Genomic DNA, 17,550 nt, shown 5'->3' with positions numbered 1-17,550 from the left:
GACAAAACCTCAAGGCGGATCAACCTACGTCTGGAATCGGCAACCACTTCCGGTCGCTTTTCTGACTCTCGACAATGGTTTCGATAAAGGCCATGCCGCGCAGGCCCTCCGCGATACCCGGCACACCCGGGGCGGAGCCGCACATGCCCTGACGCACGGCACAAGCGAAACTCTGATAAAGATTCCCCATGGCTTCCAGATACCCCTCCGGGTGCCCGCCGGGTAGACGGCAACGGTCACGGGCAGCGGGGTATAGCCTTGGCTGGTCGATACCCGCACGAAGCATTCGCGGGGGCTCTCCCAAACGCCGGTGCAGCAGGCTATTTGGCTCCATTTGGTGCCACTCCAGACCGCCCTTGTCCCCGTACAGACGGATTTTCAGTGCATTTTCTTCGCCGACGCAGACCTGGCTGGCCATGAGCACCCCGCTGGCATCTTCGCTGGTATGAAACAGCGCAACTCCGTCATCGTCCAGACGCCGCCCGGGCAGGTGCGCACGCAATTCACCACAGAGCTCGGTGATCCTCTGGCCACTGACGAATTCGGCCATGCCGAAAGCGTGGGTGCCGATGTCCGCCATACAGCCACTGACGCCGGCCCGGGCGGGGTCCGAACGCCAAGCGGCTTGCTGGTCTCCCTCGGCTTCCTGACGTTCACTCATCCAGCCCTGGGGATACTCCACGTAGATCTTCCTTAGCCGCCCCAGATCCCCGGCAAGGACCATTTCGCGAGCCTGCCACACCATGGGGTACCCGAGATATGTGTGAGCGAGACCATAGAGGCGGTCGGACGTTTCCAGCGCCTGGGCCACCTTCTGCGCCTCAGCCAGTGTGATCGACGCGGGCTTCTCGCAGAACACGTGGAAGCCCGCATTGATAGCCGCCTCACTGATGTTCGCGTGCAGGTGGTTGGGCGTCACGATGACGAGAACTTCCATACGCTCATTGGGCGGAAGGTTGGCTTCGCCATAGATCAGCTGCCGCCAGGAGTCATACACCCGCTGTTCAGGAATGCCCAAAGACTGGCCCGTTTGAACGTTCTTGCTGGCGTCTCTATTAAAGGCGCCGCATACCATTTCAAACTGGCCATCCAGGGCCGACGCACTGCGGTGCACCGCGCCCATAAAAGCACCGACGCCGCCGCCCACCATGCCCATTCGTACTCTTTTGAAATCGCTTTTACTCATGTGGTCGCCCAGGCCCGATCACCTTCCTCATAAGGCATGCAACCATCGTAACGACCCGGAATCGCCATATAGCGTAGTACCTGGGTTCCGCCCACTTCTGAAGTAAAGAAGCCGAACAGGGTCAACTGCTTGAGCATGGTAAAGTAATGCGTCTCCTCACCGGCGGCGGCCACCTGTTTGGCCTCACCATCCAGCGCCCGGACTAATTCCAGCTTCTGCGCCTGGCTCAGTACCCCAAACTCGGCGCCATACGCCTGCTCCGCGCGGGCCTTGAGCTGGGGCAGACCTTGGTGGAAGACTTTTTGTTGCGCCGGGGTGTAACAATCGCGCACAAACACCGTCATAAAGTGGCCCACTTCGGCCTCCTTTGCCCCCGGAGTGTCCGTCTTCGGAATGATGGTTCCGGCCACTTCATCCAGCAGCACTCGATCCTGCTCGGTAAACGTCAGTGGAGCGGCCTTGGAGGCTTCGTTGACGCACCCGGCAAGCGTGCCGGTCGCGCCGATCATGGCGGTACCGGTGGCGGCGGTTATCAGTTTGAGGAGTTCGCGTCGATTCATTACAGGTTCCCCTTCTTCAGTTCATTCACCGCGTGGTCCACCGCCCGAGCGGTCAGCGCCATATAGGTCAGCGACGGATTCACGCAGGAGCCGGAGGTCATGCAGGCGCCGTCGGTGACATAGACGTTGGGCGCATCCCACACCTGGTTGTGGGCATTGAGCACGCTGGTTTTCGGATCGCGGCCCATACGTGCCGTGCCCATTTCGTGAATGCCCTGCCCCGGGGCATAACCCCAGTCGAAGGGCTGGACATGCTTCAGGCCAGCGGTTTCCAGCATCTCAACGGCATCGTTGATCATGTCCTTGCGCATCTTTTTCTCGTTGTCCTTGATCTCGACGTTCATGGCCAGCACCGGCAGGCCCCAGGCATCGGTTACCTCGTGATTGAGCGAGATGCGGTTGTCGTGATAGGGAAGGATTTCACCAAACCCGATCATCCCGATGGACCAGGCACCGGGCTCGCTAAGCGCGTCTTTCAGGCCCGCGCCCACGTCAAGCTCGGCAATGTTCCGGTCCCAACCTTGACGGCTGGCGGAGCCCTGGTAACCGAAACCGCGCAGGTAATCACGCTTATCATTGCCGACATTGCGGAAACGGGGGACATAGAACCCGGCCGGGCGGCGACCGAAGTAGTATTTATCTTCGAAGCCCTCCACCATGCCGCCAGCGCCCACCCGAAAGTGGTGATCCATCACGTTGTGGCCCAGCTCGCCGGAGCTGCTGCCCAGACCGCCGTCCCAGACGTCTCGCGCGGAGTTCATCAGAATCCAGGTGGAGTTGAAGGTGGAGGCGTTCAGGAACACCACATCAGCGGTGTACTCGTAGGTCTGGTTGTTTTCGGTGTCGATCACCTCCACACCCTTGGCCCGCTTTTTGTCCTTGTCGTAGATGATTTCTTTCACCAACGAGAAGGGGCGCAGGGTCAGGTTGCCGGTTTTCATGGCTGCTGGAAGCGTAGAGGACTGGGTACTGAAGTAGGCACCAAAGGGGCAGCCCAGCCAGCATTTGTTGCGGTACTGACAGTTGACCCGGCCCTGCTCCGGCATGGGTTTGGTGATATTGGCCACCCGGCTGTGAATCATGTGCCGGGTACCTCCGTAGGCCTTCTCGAGACGCTTGGCGACATCTTTCTCCACACAGTTCAGCGGGATGGGAGGGAGGAATTGGCCGTCCGGGAGGACATCCAGCCCATCACGAGTGCCGGCAATACCGGCGAACCGTTCAACATAGTCGTACCAGGGGGCGATGTCGTCATAGCGGATGGGCCAGTCGACCGCGACACCTTCGCGGGCATTGGCTTCAAAATCCATCGGGCCATGGCGATAGGTTTGACGCCCCCAAAGCAGAGAGCGGCCACCGACGTGATAGCCCCGATACCAGTCGAAGCGTTTTTCTTCGACATAAGGGTTTTTCTGCTCGTCCGCCCACATACCGTAGGTGGCTTCATTCAACGGATAGTCCCGACTCAGAACCGGGTGCTTCTCGATCATCTCCTGAGTCGGTTTGTTGCGATGGGGGTAATCCCACACCTCCTTGGTGGCGTTCTGGTAGTCCTTTACATGTTCAATATTCCGTCCGCGCTCCAGGAGCAACACTTTCAGGCCTTTTTCGGTCAGCTCTTTCGCCGCCCAGCCGCCGCTGATGCCGGAACCGACCACAATTGCATCGTAATGATTATCTGCCATGGGTACTTCTCACTCTGGTTATTATTGCAATACTCGCTACTGTGAAAGCTCGGCTTTCAAGCCGTTCATCGAAGTTTCTACTGCGGTCATTGGGTCCATGTTCTTCGGATAGATCTCTTGCTCCACAACAAACCAGACCGGCTCTTCCGCACTGTCCAGCGCGTTGATAATGGAAGGCCAGTCCAGCCGGTCTTGTCCAATTAACGGCTGAATGGTTTCGTGGTTGTCGGCGGCGGCCTGATTGTGCTGGAAGATAACGCCGAATTCGCCGAAGGGGTGTTCCTTGGCGGCCTCTTCGGCCTGCTGACGGATATCCGCATAGCGGGTCATCTGGGCCTTGAAGTGTACTGTTTTGATACGATCCCGATAACGGGTCAGTATCTCGGCAGGATCCTGGCCGGCAAAGTAGGCCCAGCCAACATCAACTTGCAACAGGACATTGTCAGGCGTGTTTCGAGCGATGTAGTCAAAGAAGGTGCTGTCTTTGTAGGTATCAAATTCCCGGTGGTGATTATGGTAACCGGTCTGCATGTCATAGGGTTCGAGCGACTCAGCTATGCGGTTCAGGTCGGCGACCAGGCTATCAATCTGCTCCGGGTCCCAAGCACGTGCGTCCATGGGAACAATCAACTGATCAACATCCAGCGCCTGGTAGAACTTAATAGTTTTGTCAAAGTTCTCCTCACTGAACTGATCAACTCCCACATGCGCGGCGCTGATCGTCATTCCCAATTTATCCAGATAGGCTTTGAACCCTTCCGGGTCATTGGCGAAATCGCCGAGATCACCGGCAAGCTCGACGCCATCAAAGCCCATACCCGCCAAGGATTTTAGGGTTCCCCGCACATCGGCCGTCACCTCTTCTTTGACCGACCACAGCTGTATGGAGACACCTTCGTAGTCGGGTTCTTCGGCCAGGGCTCCAACGCTGGATGACATGAGCAGCGCGGTGGTAACCACCATCGCAACCGGCTTCAGAATGCCCCGACAGAAATCGAGCCGAACAATATTCGCTAATACAGGCATATCGAACTCCAAAAGATATTAGTGTTAACAAGTTGATTGTGTGTCAGTCAGTATCATGGCCGCATTCGTTTTAATCACGGCCTCTCCAAAGCCATGGCCACTCCCTGTCCACCTCCGACGCAGAGCGTGACCAGCCCCCGGTGCACCTCCCGCCGCTGCATTTCATGCAGCAAGGACACCAGTAAGCGACAGCCCGAGGCTCCAATAGGATGACCCAGCGCAATCGCCCCGCCGTTAACATTTACCCGCGTCTGATCCCACTGCAACTCATGATTCACGGCGAGCACCTGGGCGGCGAAAGCTTCGTTGGCTTCAATCAGGTCGAGGTCCGAGAGCGTCCAGCCGGCCTTATTCAAGCATTGCCGGGTCGCACTGACCGGGCCGAGCCCCATAGTCGCCGGCTCAACTCCGGTAGCGGCCGAAGCCACTACCCGAGCCAGAACCGGCAGGCCTTGTTCTTGAGCAAACGCCCGACTCACCACCATGACCAGGGCGGCACCGTCGTTGAGGCTGGAAGCGTTCCCCGCCGTTACGGTACCTCCCTCTTCGCGAAATACTGGGCGGAGACGGGCCAGCGCTTCCACAGAGGTCTCTCTGGGTTGCTCGTCCGTATCAATGGTACGCGCACCCGCTTTTTTGCTGGTGACGGTCACTGGGGTGATTTCATCCGCGAAGTAACCGGCGTTAAGGGCGGCTCGGGCGCGCTCATGAGAACGCACGGCGTACTCATCCTGCTGTTCCCGCGTAATGGAGTAACGCTGAGCCAGGTTTTCCGCAGTCACCCCCATGTGGTAGTTTTCAAACGCATCCCAAAGGCCGTCGTGAACCACGCTGTCCAGTAATTGACCGTGCCCCAGAGCGATTCCCGATCGCATCTGAAGTAAGACGTGGGGCGCATTGCTCATACTTTCCATGCCCCCGGCGAGAACAGCCGAAGCGTCCCCCGCTCGCACAGCCTGGGCCGCCAACTGAACCGACTTTAGGCCCGAGCCGCACACTTTGTTGACAGTAAACGCCGGCGCCGAGACCGGCAGGCCACCGTGAATAGCGGCTTGCCTGGCCACGTTTTGCCCCTGCCCGGCGGTTAACACCTGCCCCAGAATAACTTCATCAACAGTAGCGGGATCCAGCCCTGTCTTTGTCAGGATCGTTTCAATGACGCGGGCACCCAGGGCGACGGCAGACAACTCCGAAAGCGCCCCCCGAAAGGATCCAACGGCCGTGCGGGTTGCTGCCACAATCACCGCTTCATTCATGTTTGTACTCCTTCAGCTCCCGATAAAAATCAAGACAGGACGGGTTGGCCAATGAAGACAAATTACCCGCTGACTCTCCCCGCAGAATGTGCGACACCGCCAATTCCACTTTTTTCCCGGAATGGGTATAGGGGATGTCCGGTACCTGAATGATGTCCCCCGGTACATGGCGAGGGGTATTTTTTTCGCGGATTTTCCGCTTCAGGCTCTGCTTGAGAGCATCGTCCAGCAGTTGCCCGGCAGGCAGTTTTACAAACAGCACAATCGAGATGTCGTCCTCTACCGGTCGGCCCACCACCAATGAGTCCAGCAGTTCGGGGAAAGATTCCACCACTCGATAGATTTCAGCGGTCCCAATGCGCACCCCTCCGGGGTTGAGGGTGGTATCGCTCCGTCCATGAATCACCGCCTGCCCGTCTTGATCAAACTCAATAAAGTCGCCCTGACTCCAGACGCCGGGGTAACGCTCGAAATAAGCGCTTCGGTATCGGCTGCCATCCGGGTCATTCAAAAAATACAAAGGCATGGAGGGGGTCGGTTGAGTACAGACCATCTCTCCACGCTGGTTCCAAACCCTTTGCCCCTGCTCATCCCAAGCCTGGACGTCCATACCAAGATTTGCCCCCTGTATTCGGCCTCTCTTCACCGGACTCCAGGGGTTGCCACCGACGAAACAGGAAACGATATCGGTACCCCCGGAGATGGACTGCAACAACACATCGCCTTTTACCTGCGCGTAAACCCAATCAAAATCATCCGGTGATAGCGGGGAACCGGTGGAGAGGATCACGCTCAGTTCGGGCAAAGCATTGGGCGCAAACGTCAAATTGACTTTGCGGCAGGCGCTGAGGTACTTGGCGCTGGTGCCAAAATGGGTGACTCCCAGCTTTTGGGCCATACGCCACAACATACCCTCATCCGGGTAAGTCGGGCTGCCCTCGTAAAGCACCACCGCCGCACCGGTAAACAACCCGGACACCAGCCAGTTCCACATCATCCAACTGGTGGTGGTGAAATAGAACAGAGTGGAGTCGCAGCGAACGTCGGCATGCAACAGCATTTCTTTGGCGTGCTGGATCAAGGTGCCACCGCTGCCATGGACAATGCACTTGGGCTGCCCGGTAGTGCCGGAGGAAAAGAGTATGTAAAGCGGATGGTCAAAGCCAAAGCGTTCAGCCGCCACCTCAGGCCAGGGCTCACTGATCAATGTTTCCCACTCGAAGCAACTCGGCAACTCGGCCTTACGCTCGGTTCCCTCACCCAAGGTGTCAGCAGCGACCCAGGCTTGAACATCCGGCATGGCCGCTCTCAACTGAGCCACGGTTTCTGCTCGACTGAAGCTTTTGCCCGCATAGCGGTAACCATTGCCCACCAGAACCACTTTGGGTTCTACCTGCCCCAAGCGGTCCAATGCACCATCCAATCCGAAATCCAAAGAAACCGCAGACCAAACGGCACCGATACGGGCGGCCGCCAGCATCATGATCACTGCCTCGGGGGTGTTGCCTATATACCCGGCTACCCGATCTCCGGGTCGGGTACCGACTTGGTGCCACAGGTAGCCCGACACTCGCGTCACGGACTGTCGCAGCTCGCGGTAAGAATAACGCTGCTCAGGTCTGGACTCGGAACAACAGATCAACGCGGTATCTTCATCCCGCCCACGCGCCAAAAGGCTCTCGGTGAAGTTCAGCCTCGCTTCGGGAAACCACTGGGCTCCCGGCATTTGCTCGCTTCGCAACACCGTGTTTCCGGGTTCCCCCTGAAGGTCGGCATAACCCCAAAACAAGCGCCAGAAAGTTTCCAGGTTTGAAACCGACCAGGCCTGTAACGCCTGATACGAGGAAAATCTCAAACCTGTGTGCTCGCTTATTATCTGCGAGAACTCAGCAAGCTGACTCGATGAACGAGCACCGGCGGAAGGAGTGTAGAGCAGCTCTTGCATAAGGTCGAATCCGTAAAAACATCACACTTTAATCGTGATCGTGTCGATTAAATAAAATCACTCTCGGGCACGTGCCGCCGAAACTTTTGCCAGGCTGCGTCGCCCGAGCTGTTCCGACACCCAATTTCCTGTCGCCATGAGACCATCGAGATCCAGTCCGGTATTTATGCCGAGATCTTGAAGAAAGTGCACCAGGTCTTCCGTGCAGAGGTTGCCTGATGCACCCCGGGCATAAGGGCAACCGCCCAGTCCGGCAATAGCGGAATCCACTACCGACACGCCATGCTGCAGCGCCTGAAAGACGTTCGCCAGGGCGTATCCGTAGGTGTCATGAAAATGAACAGCGACTTTGGATACCTTCACAACACTGAATACCTGATCGAGAACGTCGGCTACTACGGGAGGCGTCGCCACACCGATGGTGTCCCCCAGCGAGACTTCGTAACAGCCAGTCTCCACCAGTCGCCGGCTCAATTCAGCGACCACAGCGGGCGAGATCGCCCCTTCGTAGGGGCAACCGGCCACGCAGGACAAATACCCGCGCACGGGAATACTGGCTTTAAAGGCTTTGTCGAACACTGGCTTTAAGCGCTCAAAGCTCTCTTCAATAGAGCAGTTAATGTTGCGCTTCGAAAAGGATTCTGATGCGGAAATAAAGACCGCAATCTCGCTCACGTTGCTTTCAAGCGCACCTTCCAGGCCCCGCTCGTTGGGAACCAAGGCCGAATAGACAGTGCCGGGCCGCCTCTCGATTTTCCGGAAAACCTCGTCGCTAGCCGCCATGGCAGGCACCCATTTAGGAGACACAAAGCTGCCCACCTCCACGCTGGAAACTCCGGCCCGAGCCAGTGCATTGACAAGCTGCACACGCTGCTCGACCGACAGCGGATCCTTTTCGTTCTGGAGACCGTCTCGCGGGCCAACTTCAACTACGCGGACATCGTTAGGGAGGTGCATGATCTGTACCTGCAATCCAGTGTGAGTTCATGGTTATGAACGGTTAATCGAAACCCATCAAAAAATGCCCAACAGCATTGCCACCAGCGACATCACCAGGGAGGTCGCAAACAGAAAAGGAATGCTGAACCTTTGATGATCGGACAAACTGATTCGACTCAACCCCACCAACAAGAAAGTGGCGGGTGTCAGCGGGCTGACCGGGAAGCCCGTGGTCATTTGCCCCATCAATGCTGCCCTGGCCACTTGCTCCGGGGCAACGCCAAACTCACCCGCCGCTCCAGATAGCACGGGAAGTATTCCGAAGTAGAAGGAGTCGGGATCAAACAGGAAGCTCAGGGGCATTGAAACCACGGCAAGCATTGAGGGAATGTGGCTTCCCAAAGAGTCCGGAATCGCATTGGCGGTGGACGAGGCCATGGCGTCCAGCATGCCGGTTCCGGACAAAATCCCCGTAAAGGCACCGGCTGCGAACAGGATCGTTGCCATCGTCAAAGCCGGTTGCGAATGACGCTCGACCAGCGACTTCTGATCCTCAACTTTGGGAAAATTAATCAACATCGCCACTACCAAACCCAGTGCAAAAGCGATCACCGGTTCCAGCACCGCACTGACCATGAGCGCGATCACGGCCACCGTTAACGCGAGGTTGGCGGCATAAAGGATCGAGCTGGGACGAGCGGTAGGCTCCACCTCCCTTGATTGGCCGCTCTCGGTTCGCTCGTCGACCGACGGCCCCACAGGGTTCAGGCGACGGCTCTCTCTGGCGCCCAACCAGTAGGCAGAAGCCAGAACAAACAGAAGACCTGCGGCATGAACAGGAAGCAGCGCCAGATAGAGTTCAATCACAGACACGTCGATGGCCGCCGCCGCCCGAATAGTGGGCCCGCCCCAGGGCAGTAAATTCCCTACACCTGCCGCCATGGCGACGACGCAGGCCAACACTTTTCGATCAATTCCAATTCGGTCGTAAACCGGAAGCAAGGCCGGTATCACGATTAAAAACGTCGAGGCGCCAGAGCCGTCCATGTGGGCACAGGCAGTCAAGATGGCCGTGCCGACACACACTTTCCGGGGGTCGTTGCCGGAGAAGCGCACGACCCAATCAACAAGGGGATCGAACAAACCGGCTTCGTTCATCAGGCTGAAATATAAAATCGCGAACACAAACATGACTGCCACCGGGGCGATCCTGATTATGCCCTCCTCCATGAAGCCTGCTGTATCCACACCGTTGCCCAACACCAATGAAGCCACCACGGGGACCGCCAGCAGAGCCACAAATGGGCTAGCCTTCTTGCTCATGATCAGAGCGAGAACGGCGATGATGGTGATAAACCCTATAAGAGAGAGCATCACAGTCCCCGACTTGGTGTCCGGTCACCGAGTGCGTCTATAATAAGTCCCCGAAACGGAATCTGGTCCGGCGGAGCGATCACATGCGTCATAAATACCACCGCCCGCTGCGATTCAGGTTCCACCCAGAAGAATGTGTTACCTGAGCCAGCCCAGCCAAAGCTCCCGTTCGGCATATTTCCCGCGCGCTCAGTCTCTTCAGTACCTATAGCGAATCCAAGGCCGAACCAAACGCTGGCGTCACTGTCCGCACCAGGTATCTCTACTGCGGGTGTAAACATCCGCTCGATCATCTCTGGGCTGAGTAATTGATGATCCTTGTAGCGCCCTTTGTTCATCAGCATCATCGAAAAATTCAGGTAGTCCTGGGCGGTGCCGGCCAAGGCTCCACCACCGTCCAGTAATCGGCTCCGATCCTTGTAGTCGGTGTTATCACGGTTTTCAATCGCCACCAACCCCTCGTCGGTCATCAGATAGTTGGTGACAAACCGATCGAGGTCATCGCCCTCGACATAGAAGCCGGTGTCATTCATTTCAAGGGGCTCCAGCACCATACGCTTGAGTGCCCGATCCAGAGACTCACCCGTCACCTGCTCAATAACGCGGCCCAGAACCGTGGTCGAATAACTGTAAGAGAATCGCTCCCCCGGTTGATGTAACAGAGGTGCCTGGGCAATTCGGTGAGTCAGTTCTTTGAGGCTGTCGGCGGGAGCGCCGTCATCCGGATTGCTTCCCACCGGTGTCGCTCGCTTAACACCGTACTTTCGGTAGTACTGGTGTACTGGTGTATCCCCCGAGAAGTGATAGGTAATGCCCGATGTATGGGTAAGCAGATCTGCAATGGTGATTGACCGTTGCAGTGGCTCCGTCTTAATGGCACCAAGGGGGCCAGAAGCATAGGCCTCAGCGTCTTTGAACTCAACCAAAAACTGCTCTATAGGGTCCTCCAGCGCCAACCGTCCCTGATCGACCAACATCATGATCGCCACACTGGTGATCGGTTTTGACATTGAGTAAAGACGAAAGAGGCTGTCATCGTGAAGTTGCTTGGCACTATCCAGGTCTTCGTAGCCGTAAACATCGTGAAATACGACCGATCCTTTCTCGTAAATGGTAGTGATCGCTCCCGGTGCCAGACGCTTATCCACCGCCTGGTGTATGTCCTCCGCAAGGCCTTGATAAGAATCTCCAACAGGATTACTGGTAGTACTTGAGCAAGCTAACAGTGCCCCCCCTAGAACCGTAACCCCAACCAACCCCAGAAACGATTTTTTTATCGACATCGGACTTTTCTTCATACTCACTCTCGCCCTTTCATTTACTCATCCGCGTTTTTAGTAGGTTCTGTGTCAATCTCTAGCGCAAATTTCCTTCTCTTTTCATAACGTCTATCTGGGATTCTGGAATTCCAAGACGCTGCACAGTATCCATTGTATGCTCTCCCAGTGTTGGAGGCGGCAGGTCTTCTGAGGGAGTCATCCCCTTAACCGTGATAGGTGACCTCACTCCCTGCATAGAACCTTCGGAAGGATGTTCGTAATGAGTGAAAAAGTTAACGCTCTTAAGGTGCTCGTCTTCAAGCAAGTCCGCAATACTATTCACCCGCGAACAGGGAATATCCGCAGCTCTTAGAATCGCCACCCATTCATCAGTGGTCCGCTCAGGAGTGACCTCTGCGATGATTTTGTAGAGGTTGTTGATGTTTTCACTTCTTACGACGGGATTTACCACGTAATCTTCCGACACCAAGTCATCACGTCCGGCAAGCTTGAGAAATCCGACCCAATGCTTAGTGGTATAAGGAAGCACGCTGATGTAGCCATCCGCCGTGGCAAAAGGGCGTCGATAGGGCGACTGTAACCTCTCATATCCGGTACCCCCTATCGGAGGGGAAAAACTTTGTCCAGCAAGTTGCTCCACCATCAGGAACGAAACCATACTTTCGAACATCGGAGCCTCAACCGCACATCCTTTTCCTGTCTTCAAACGGTGAGCGATACCTCCCAAGACCGCAAGCGCCAAATGAAGCCCTCCCACCTTGTCACAGATAATAGTGGGCAGAAAACGCGGCTCTCCATTAATGTCAGTATTCAAATGAGCGATTCCGGAAGCCGCCTGAATGATATCATCATAAGCCGGCTCATCCGCATACAAACCATCTTGCCCATAGCCCGGTGCTGAGCAGTAGACAATGCGCTCGTTCACCTTTTTGACTGCCTCATAAGAGGCGCCCAGCTTACTCGCGGTCTTATCCCGCATATTGTGGACGACAACGTCAGCTGTCTCCAGAAGCTTGTTAAAGACCTTGCGGCCCTGCTCACTTTTCAGATCCAGAGCGATTGACTTCTTGTTACGGTTGCAATTGATATAACCTGCGCCCATGGTTTGGGATCGGCCCGGGCGAACATATCGAAAGACATCACCGGACAGGCTCTCAACCTTTATCACTTCCGCACCGAAATCACCGAGTACTTGAGTTGCATAGGGCCCAAGCACAACTGTCGTCATATCGATGACTCTAAGCCCTTTCAGAAGATCCTGCATAAACCTGACTCTCTACTAGAAAAATGAACGTGCCAACTGGTGGTTATCCGGACGTTACTAACCGGACTTCTACTACGCCCCGTCTCACCTCAAGTAATCGGCTGACACTCTTGGGACCTGAAACTCCCGATCGGGGCGACGGCAAACGAAGCTAGCTGCCAATTTGGGATTACCAGCTCCGTCGTAATAGGCAAACTCCGGATAAGGGCAGAGCGGTCGCTCGTAAGAGGAGGACGTCTCACCTTCTGGTGAACCCCCGCGCGCAACTATCCTATCGGGATCAGCCCCCTGCTCAACCCATTTCTCAAGAACTGTTTGAAAGTCCGCCTGCCCAGGCCCTGCACCGCCCCCGCAGTGATTGACGCCCGGCATCAGATATAGCCGGTAACGCTTAGAGAGATTTCCCCAACTCGATGTTTTGGCAGCGTCTACTACACGATTGTGATAGCTAATAGAGTCAGTGGCTGGCACCACGGGATCATTAAGTCCGTGATAGTGAAGTAACTTCCCTCCTGAGCTCAAAAACCCAGAAAGGTCCGCGTTCATAGCGTTGACTTCAGCAGCAAGCTGATCATCCGCCTGCCTCATACTGCGATCAAAGTCAAAATCTTGCCAACGCCAGGACTCACCTGGAAAGGCCCAATGTTGCCAAAAGGACTCTCGCGCAGGCTTTGAGGGATCATTCGGGTCCGCCCAGTATAAGCTCCAACCTACTTTACCGGAATAGCCACCAGCAGCTTCCGTGCCCGGAAGATTACCGAAGTAAATTCGTTCCCCTGTCCGTGGGTTGTGGGCACCTGAGTACATATTGTCAAGCGCTCGAACCTGTTCTTCGCTCAGACAATCTTTCCCACCTTTTCCGTCATCCGGGCAGGTCAGAACTCCCGGGGCAAAGTCACAATGGTAAGGGTTGTTAAGGAAAGTATCCTGAGGAACACCCCCTGATACCGCCCCGTTGTTCTTTTGGCATACTTCCAGAACCTTCGCCGAGACCATCTTTAGCTGTTCGGATGAAAGAAGCGCTTTGTTCGTATTTTCAGGATCGCGATTCTTTACAAACTGCCAAAGAAATCCCGCGTTCAGGTGAGTACGGTTATGGCCAGGGGCTCCGACGATGATTCCGTCAAAATCCTGCGGGTAACGCTGCGCAGCCATTAACCCCTGATGCCCGCCTGTCGAACAGCCTGAAAAGTAACTGTATTGTGCTGGTTGACCGTAGAAGGCCTCAACCAAGCGTTTGGCATGAACCACAGACACATGCACTGCTCGATAGGACCAATCCTTGATAGCCTCCGGGCGCCCCGCAGCGAACGAAGGGTCATCCCCTTCATGACCAGTATCGGTCCCCACGACGGCATAACCCCGGCGAAGCAACCTCTTAAAGGCCGCATAGTCTATCCGGGCACTATAACCACCATTACCCACCATCTGGAGCTTTCCATTCCAACCTGATTCCGGCAACCAAATCTCAATGCCGATTGTGGAGCCTTTGACCGGGAAAGCCTGCAACTGTAATTGGCACACCGACTGAGTCAATGCCTCATTTCCCTGCGGGGATTGCTTGTTGATCACTTCGCTATTTGCGGAGATACTGCTAGCGTTATCCAAGACCATACTCGCCATCTCGGCACAGCTGTCCACCTCTTCCATCAGCCCATCGTTCGCCTTTACACTGACCCCGCAGAGCAATGCGAAAATAATACAAACGTTAGGAATAGGCCCTTTCCAGAAACACTTCAACATAACTGTTTATCTCGTTCTTTGTATTCGTCTACCGGTGGACATTGGGCTCAACTCTCGAGATTGATACTAGGGCAAAGGTGAGATATCATTCAAATTGATTAATTATATATATTAATAATTAACTATTATGAAAGGCTTCGGAAAATGGTTAACATCAAGCACTTAAAAGCATTTATAGCGTTAGCATCAGAACTGCATTTCACAAATGCAGCGGATCAGCTATGCATTACCCAACCCGCCTTGAGTACACTGATTCGACAACTGGAATCCGACCTTGACATAACGTTGGTGGCCAGAAACACCCGCCAAGTTCAACTGACTCAAGCAGGAGAGGAATTCCTGAGTACTGCGCAAAAACTGGTCAATGATTTTGAGGATGCCCTGAACGATATTAAGTTGTATAAAGCCATCAAACGAGGTCGACTTGTTATTGCCGCACTACCCTCTTTGTGCACTTCCGTACTGCCGCCTATAATCAAGCAATTTAAGAACGATCATCCAGGTATCCGCATCGAAGTACTAGACATATCCGGGGATGAAGTTGTAGAAGCTGTCAGAAGCAAATCAGTTGACTTTGGCATTACCTACAAACATCCCGGAAAGGACATTGAAGCTCGAGCACTTATGCAGGACGAACTTGTTCTTATCTGTGACACAAGCAGAAAAATTGCAAAAAACGCTACGGTCGACTGGGAAAGCCTCTCAAAGGAACCGATCATTGCGATGCACAAAGGCACCACTATCCGAAACCTGATCGACAACGTTGCCAACGAACAGAACATAAAATTGAACATCATACTGGAGCCAAAACTTATGCCATCTGCTATTGCTTATGTTGAGGCAGGCTTGGGTTCCGCCATTCTTCCGGACTCTGGCATTACCAGTCAGCTTCCCAAAACCTTAAAGCGGATACCGATTACTTCTCCGCAGATAAAGCGTGAGATCTGCCTTCTTAAACTCCACCAGATGGTATCGTCGCCGGCCGCTGAGAAGTTCATTTCGGTCCTGTTTTCCACCCTACCGGAACCAAGTCAATAAGTTATACAACAACCTAATTACAACAATTATCGCTGCAGGAGCTGGCGAGGCCCAGGCTACAGAGCCCAGGCCAACCAATCAGTTATTGATCACTGCTCGGCTTGCTTCTCAATCAAGTCAAGTTGCTCCCGCCAAGGGTCAGCACCTTCGGAAACCAATTCGTTCATTGTGAATTCGAGAAGATTCTTCTTTCTTGGAGCATACTCACTCCACTCGGGAATACCTGCACTGTTGGGTGTTCCGGTTCGAGCGAAATTACCGAAATAGGCATTCATCAGTTTAGCTGTTGCCTGGTCCTGCGGCATCAGATCAACACCATATTTAGCCTCCAGGGTACTGAACGCAAAGGGAATTTCGGTAGCGTGCGGAGCACCACTCCACTCATCTCTCTTCGACAGTGCCACATAGGAAAATCGGTAATGCCACGCTTTTTCACCCGACTCAGTGACCTCTCGAGCCAAGTAACGGGCCGGCTCTACCATGAACTGCATTGCTCCAACAGTCATACCCAGCTGTCTGAGCGGTGTCTCGCCTGTGGGATCAAACGCCTTTCGAGCGCGTCTTTCGTCCCGGCCAAACTGTTTGAATAGCTCTTCTTTCGTTTCAGCCGAAGAAAAGCCGACATCTGCGCTGGTGGCACCTACCATCAAAGGAACCTTGCCATGCTCCCCCCGGCGGAACAGCTCTTCGTTACCAGCCAACAATGTCACGCCATCCTTAAAGGGGCCAGTCCACGTCCGCTTGGACTCCTCGTCGCCATAAAAAAGCGTTGCCAAATTCAGGTCGCCAGCAACTTCCTCAGGAGACAAGCCGCGCAACTTGGCTAGTGCCTCTTCTCCACTACCAGAAATACCCTTGCTCTCCGCGAAGTTCACTCCAATAGTGGAAGCTGAAGGCATGTCTGGCTGATCTTCGCGGATATCTCTCGTTTGACCGCCAGTTCGACCACCGCCAGACATGACGATCGCACGGTGAAAAAGGCCTTCTGCCGCTGGTGACCCCATCAGGTGAGTAACGGCCATGCCTCCGGCCGACTCCCCCATAATAGTGACTTGATCCGGGTCACCACCGAATTGTTCAATATTGTCCTGGACCCACCGAAGTGCTGCATGCTGATCCATGAGCCCAAAGTTACCACCCAGACCTTCACCTGCCTCTTCAAGGGCTGGGTGAGCAAAATATCCAAATCGCCCCAAACGATAGTTAAAACTCACAAAAACCAACCCCTGACTCGCAAAGGCGGACCCGTCGTACACATCAGGCGAGGAGCCACCGTTGACAAATCCACCCCCATAAATCCATACCAGGACCGGCAGTTTCTCTGCACTCTCGGCTGGTCGCCAAATGTTCAGATACAAGCAGTCTTCAGAAGGCTCCGTACCCAACGGCGCAGCATCACTGGGGAAGGGTATTTGCATGCAATCGCTGGCATATGAAGTGGCATCCTTTACGCCTTCCCAGCTAGCAACTGGTTGCGGCTTTCTCCACCGATGATCGGCCACAGGAGGCTGAGCGAAGGGAATACCTTTGTAAGACAGAACATTTTGCTCTACTTCGCCCTTCACCTTTCCGCCCTCAACTTCTCGGACGAGCTCCGGCGCGGCATTGACAGACAGACTAGTTGCCACTAGCGCCAGACTGGCCGCTTTTATAAGAACAGAAAATTTGATCTTCATGATTACCTCTCCATCAGAAATAGTTCATCAAAAGCCCTGCCGGAGACAAAACCGTGGCTCTATTGGGCGCTCACGATGATTCGTACTGGGGGTTTAATAGCGGGCTTCGGACCAATTATTGTGTCAATTTATGATTAGTTGCTTTGCTAGCGCCACTACTTTACACCTTCGAAAGAGAATTACACATTGTATTTTATTATTGCTGCATTCATTTTTCGTATAACTCAAGTAACTTCGTCAATAACAAAAATTGATACTGTTAGATGCGATCAAAATATATACAAGGAAGTGTAGTTTTATCATTTTTTTTAGATTAGGCTTTTCTCGTCTTTAGCCAAACCATACATTTTTTGGTCAGAGACAAGTCACGGTGGCTTTTAACACAGAACTAGCCACCGAAAGGAGAAACAAAATTAAATAACGATTTCCGCTCTTGCCCGTGGACTATCCAGCAACTTTTATTCTCTTAATCAGTAGAGCAACTAATTTGAAAGTGGCATAGGCAATAGAGACACGGCAGCAAACGATATTTGAATCGCAGAAAGGTCAATACGAGCGGAAGAAAGGTTCGAACTATT

Annotated in this window: 13 protein-coding genes; 1 reads left to right on the top strand and 12 read right to left on the bottom strand. The window is 54.4% G+C overall.

Annotated elements, in window-relative coordinates:
* Window positions 1-19: 19 nt before the first annotated feature.
* The 11 genes from N645_RS0114855 to N645_RS0114805 form a co-directional block, all read right to left on the bottom strand.
* Window positions 20-1,186 carry a Gfo/Idh/MocA family protein gene (locus N645_RS0114855; RefSeq protein WP_024462304.1) on the bottom strand — a complete coding sequence of 389 codons (1,167 nt, stop codon included), beginning with the start codon at window positions 1,184-1,186 and terminating at the stop codon, window positions 20-22.
* Window positions 1,183-1,746 (bottom strand): gluconate 2-dehydrogenase subunit 3 family protein, encoded by a 564-nt coding sequence (locus tag N645_RS0114850; RefSeq protein WP_024462303.1) that lies wholly within the window; start codon window positions 1,744-1,746, stop codon window positions 1,183-1,185. The genes N645_RS0114855 and N645_RS0114850 overlap by 4 nt, the downstream gene beginning before the upstream one ends.
* A complete protein-coding gene (locus N645_RS0114845) occupies window positions 1,746-3,431 on the bottom strand; it encodes a GMC oxidoreductase (protein WP_024462302.1) in 1,686 nt (561 codons plus the stop codon). Before N645_RS0114845 ends, N645_RS0114850 begins: the two co-directional genes overlap by 1 nt.
* A 36-nt stretch (window positions 3,432-3,467) precedes the next feature.
* Window positions 3,468-4,469 (bottom strand): sugar phosphate isomerase/epimerase, encoded by a 1,002-nt coding sequence (locus tag N645_RS0114840; protein WP_152521728.1) that lies wholly within the window; start codon window positions 4,467-4,469, stop codon window positions 3,468-3,470.
* 62 nt (window positions 4,470-4,531) lie between these two features.
* Window positions 4,532-5,713: an acetyl-CoA C-acetyltransferase gene (locus N645_RS0114835; RefSeq protein WP_024462300.1), complete on the bottom strand. Its 1,182-nt coding sequence runs from the start codon at window positions 5,711-5,713 to the stop codon at window positions 4,532-4,534.
* A complete protein-coding gene (locus tag N645_RS0114830; protein WP_024462299.1) occupies window positions 5,706-7,658 on the bottom strand; it encodes an acetoacetate--CoA ligase in 1,953 nt (650 codons plus the stop codon). The genes N645_RS0114835 and N645_RS0114830 overlap by 8 nt, the downstream gene beginning before the upstream one ends.
* Window positions 7,659-7,715: 57 nt before the next feature.
* Complete coding sequence (locus tag N645_RS0114825) at window positions 7,716-8,615, bottom strand: hydroxymethylglutaryl-CoA lyase (protein WP_024462298.1); 900 nt, start codon at window positions 8,613-8,615, stop codon at window positions 7,716-7,718.
* Between the two features lie 57 nt (window positions 8,616-8,672).
* Window positions 8,673-9,971 carry a CitMHS family transporter gene (locus tag N645_RS0114820; RefSeq protein WP_024462297.1) on the bottom strand — a complete coding sequence of 433 codons (1,299 nt, stop codon included), beginning with the start codon at window positions 9,969-9,971 and terminating at the stop codon, window positions 8,673-8,675.
* Complete coding sequence (locus N645_RS0114815) at window positions 9,971-11,269, bottom strand: serine hydrolase (RefSeq protein ID WP_024462296.1); 1,299 nt, start codon at window positions 11,267-11,269, stop codon at window positions 9,971-9,973. Before N645_RS0114815 ends, N645_RS0114820 begins: the two co-directional genes overlap by 1 nt.
* Before the next feature lie 58 nt (window positions 11,270-11,327).
* A complete protein-coding gene (locus tag N645_RS17235; RefSeq protein WP_036161468.1) occupies window positions 11,328-12,515 on the bottom strand; it encodes a CaiB/BaiF CoA-transferase family protein in 1,188 nt (395 codons plus the stop codon).
* An 84-nt stretch (window positions 12,516-12,599) separates the two neighbouring features.
* The gene (locus tag N645_RS0114805) at window positions 12,600-14,165 is read right to left on the bottom strand and encodes a tannase/feruloyl esterase family alpha/beta hydrolase (protein ID WP_238559265.1); all 1,566 of its coding nucleotides are present in this window, start codon (window positions 14,163-14,165) and stop codon (window positions 12,600-12,602) included.
* Between the two features lie 237 nt (window positions 14,166-14,402).
* On the opposite strand from N645_RS0114805, the gene N645_RS0114800 reads away from it, so the two are divergent.
* Window positions 14,403-15,296, top strand: coding sequence for a LysR family transcriptional regulator (locus tag N645_RS0114800; protein ID WP_024462294.1), 894 nt, complete (start codon window positions 14,403-14,405; stop codon window positions 15,294-15,296).
* Between the two features lie 89 nt (window positions 15,297-15,385).
* Here the strand turns inward: N645_RS0114800 and N645_RS0114795 are convergent, their stop codons facing one another.
* Window positions 15,386-16,972 (bottom strand): carboxylesterase/lipase family protein, encoded by a 1,587-nt coding sequence (locus tag N645_RS0114795; protein ID WP_024462293.1) that lies wholly within the window; start codon window positions 16,970-16,972, stop codon window positions 15,386-15,388.
* Window positions 16,973-17,550: the final 578 nt, after the last annotated feature.

Origin of the sequence: Marinimicrobium sp. LS-A18, assembly GCF_000463525.1 — a bacterium.
Lineage (GTDB): Bacteria > Pseudomonadota > Gammaproteobacteria > Pseudomonadales > Cellvibrionaceae > Marinimicrobium > Marinimicrobium koreense.
This window is presented reverse-complemented; position numbering and strand designations above follow the sequence as displayed.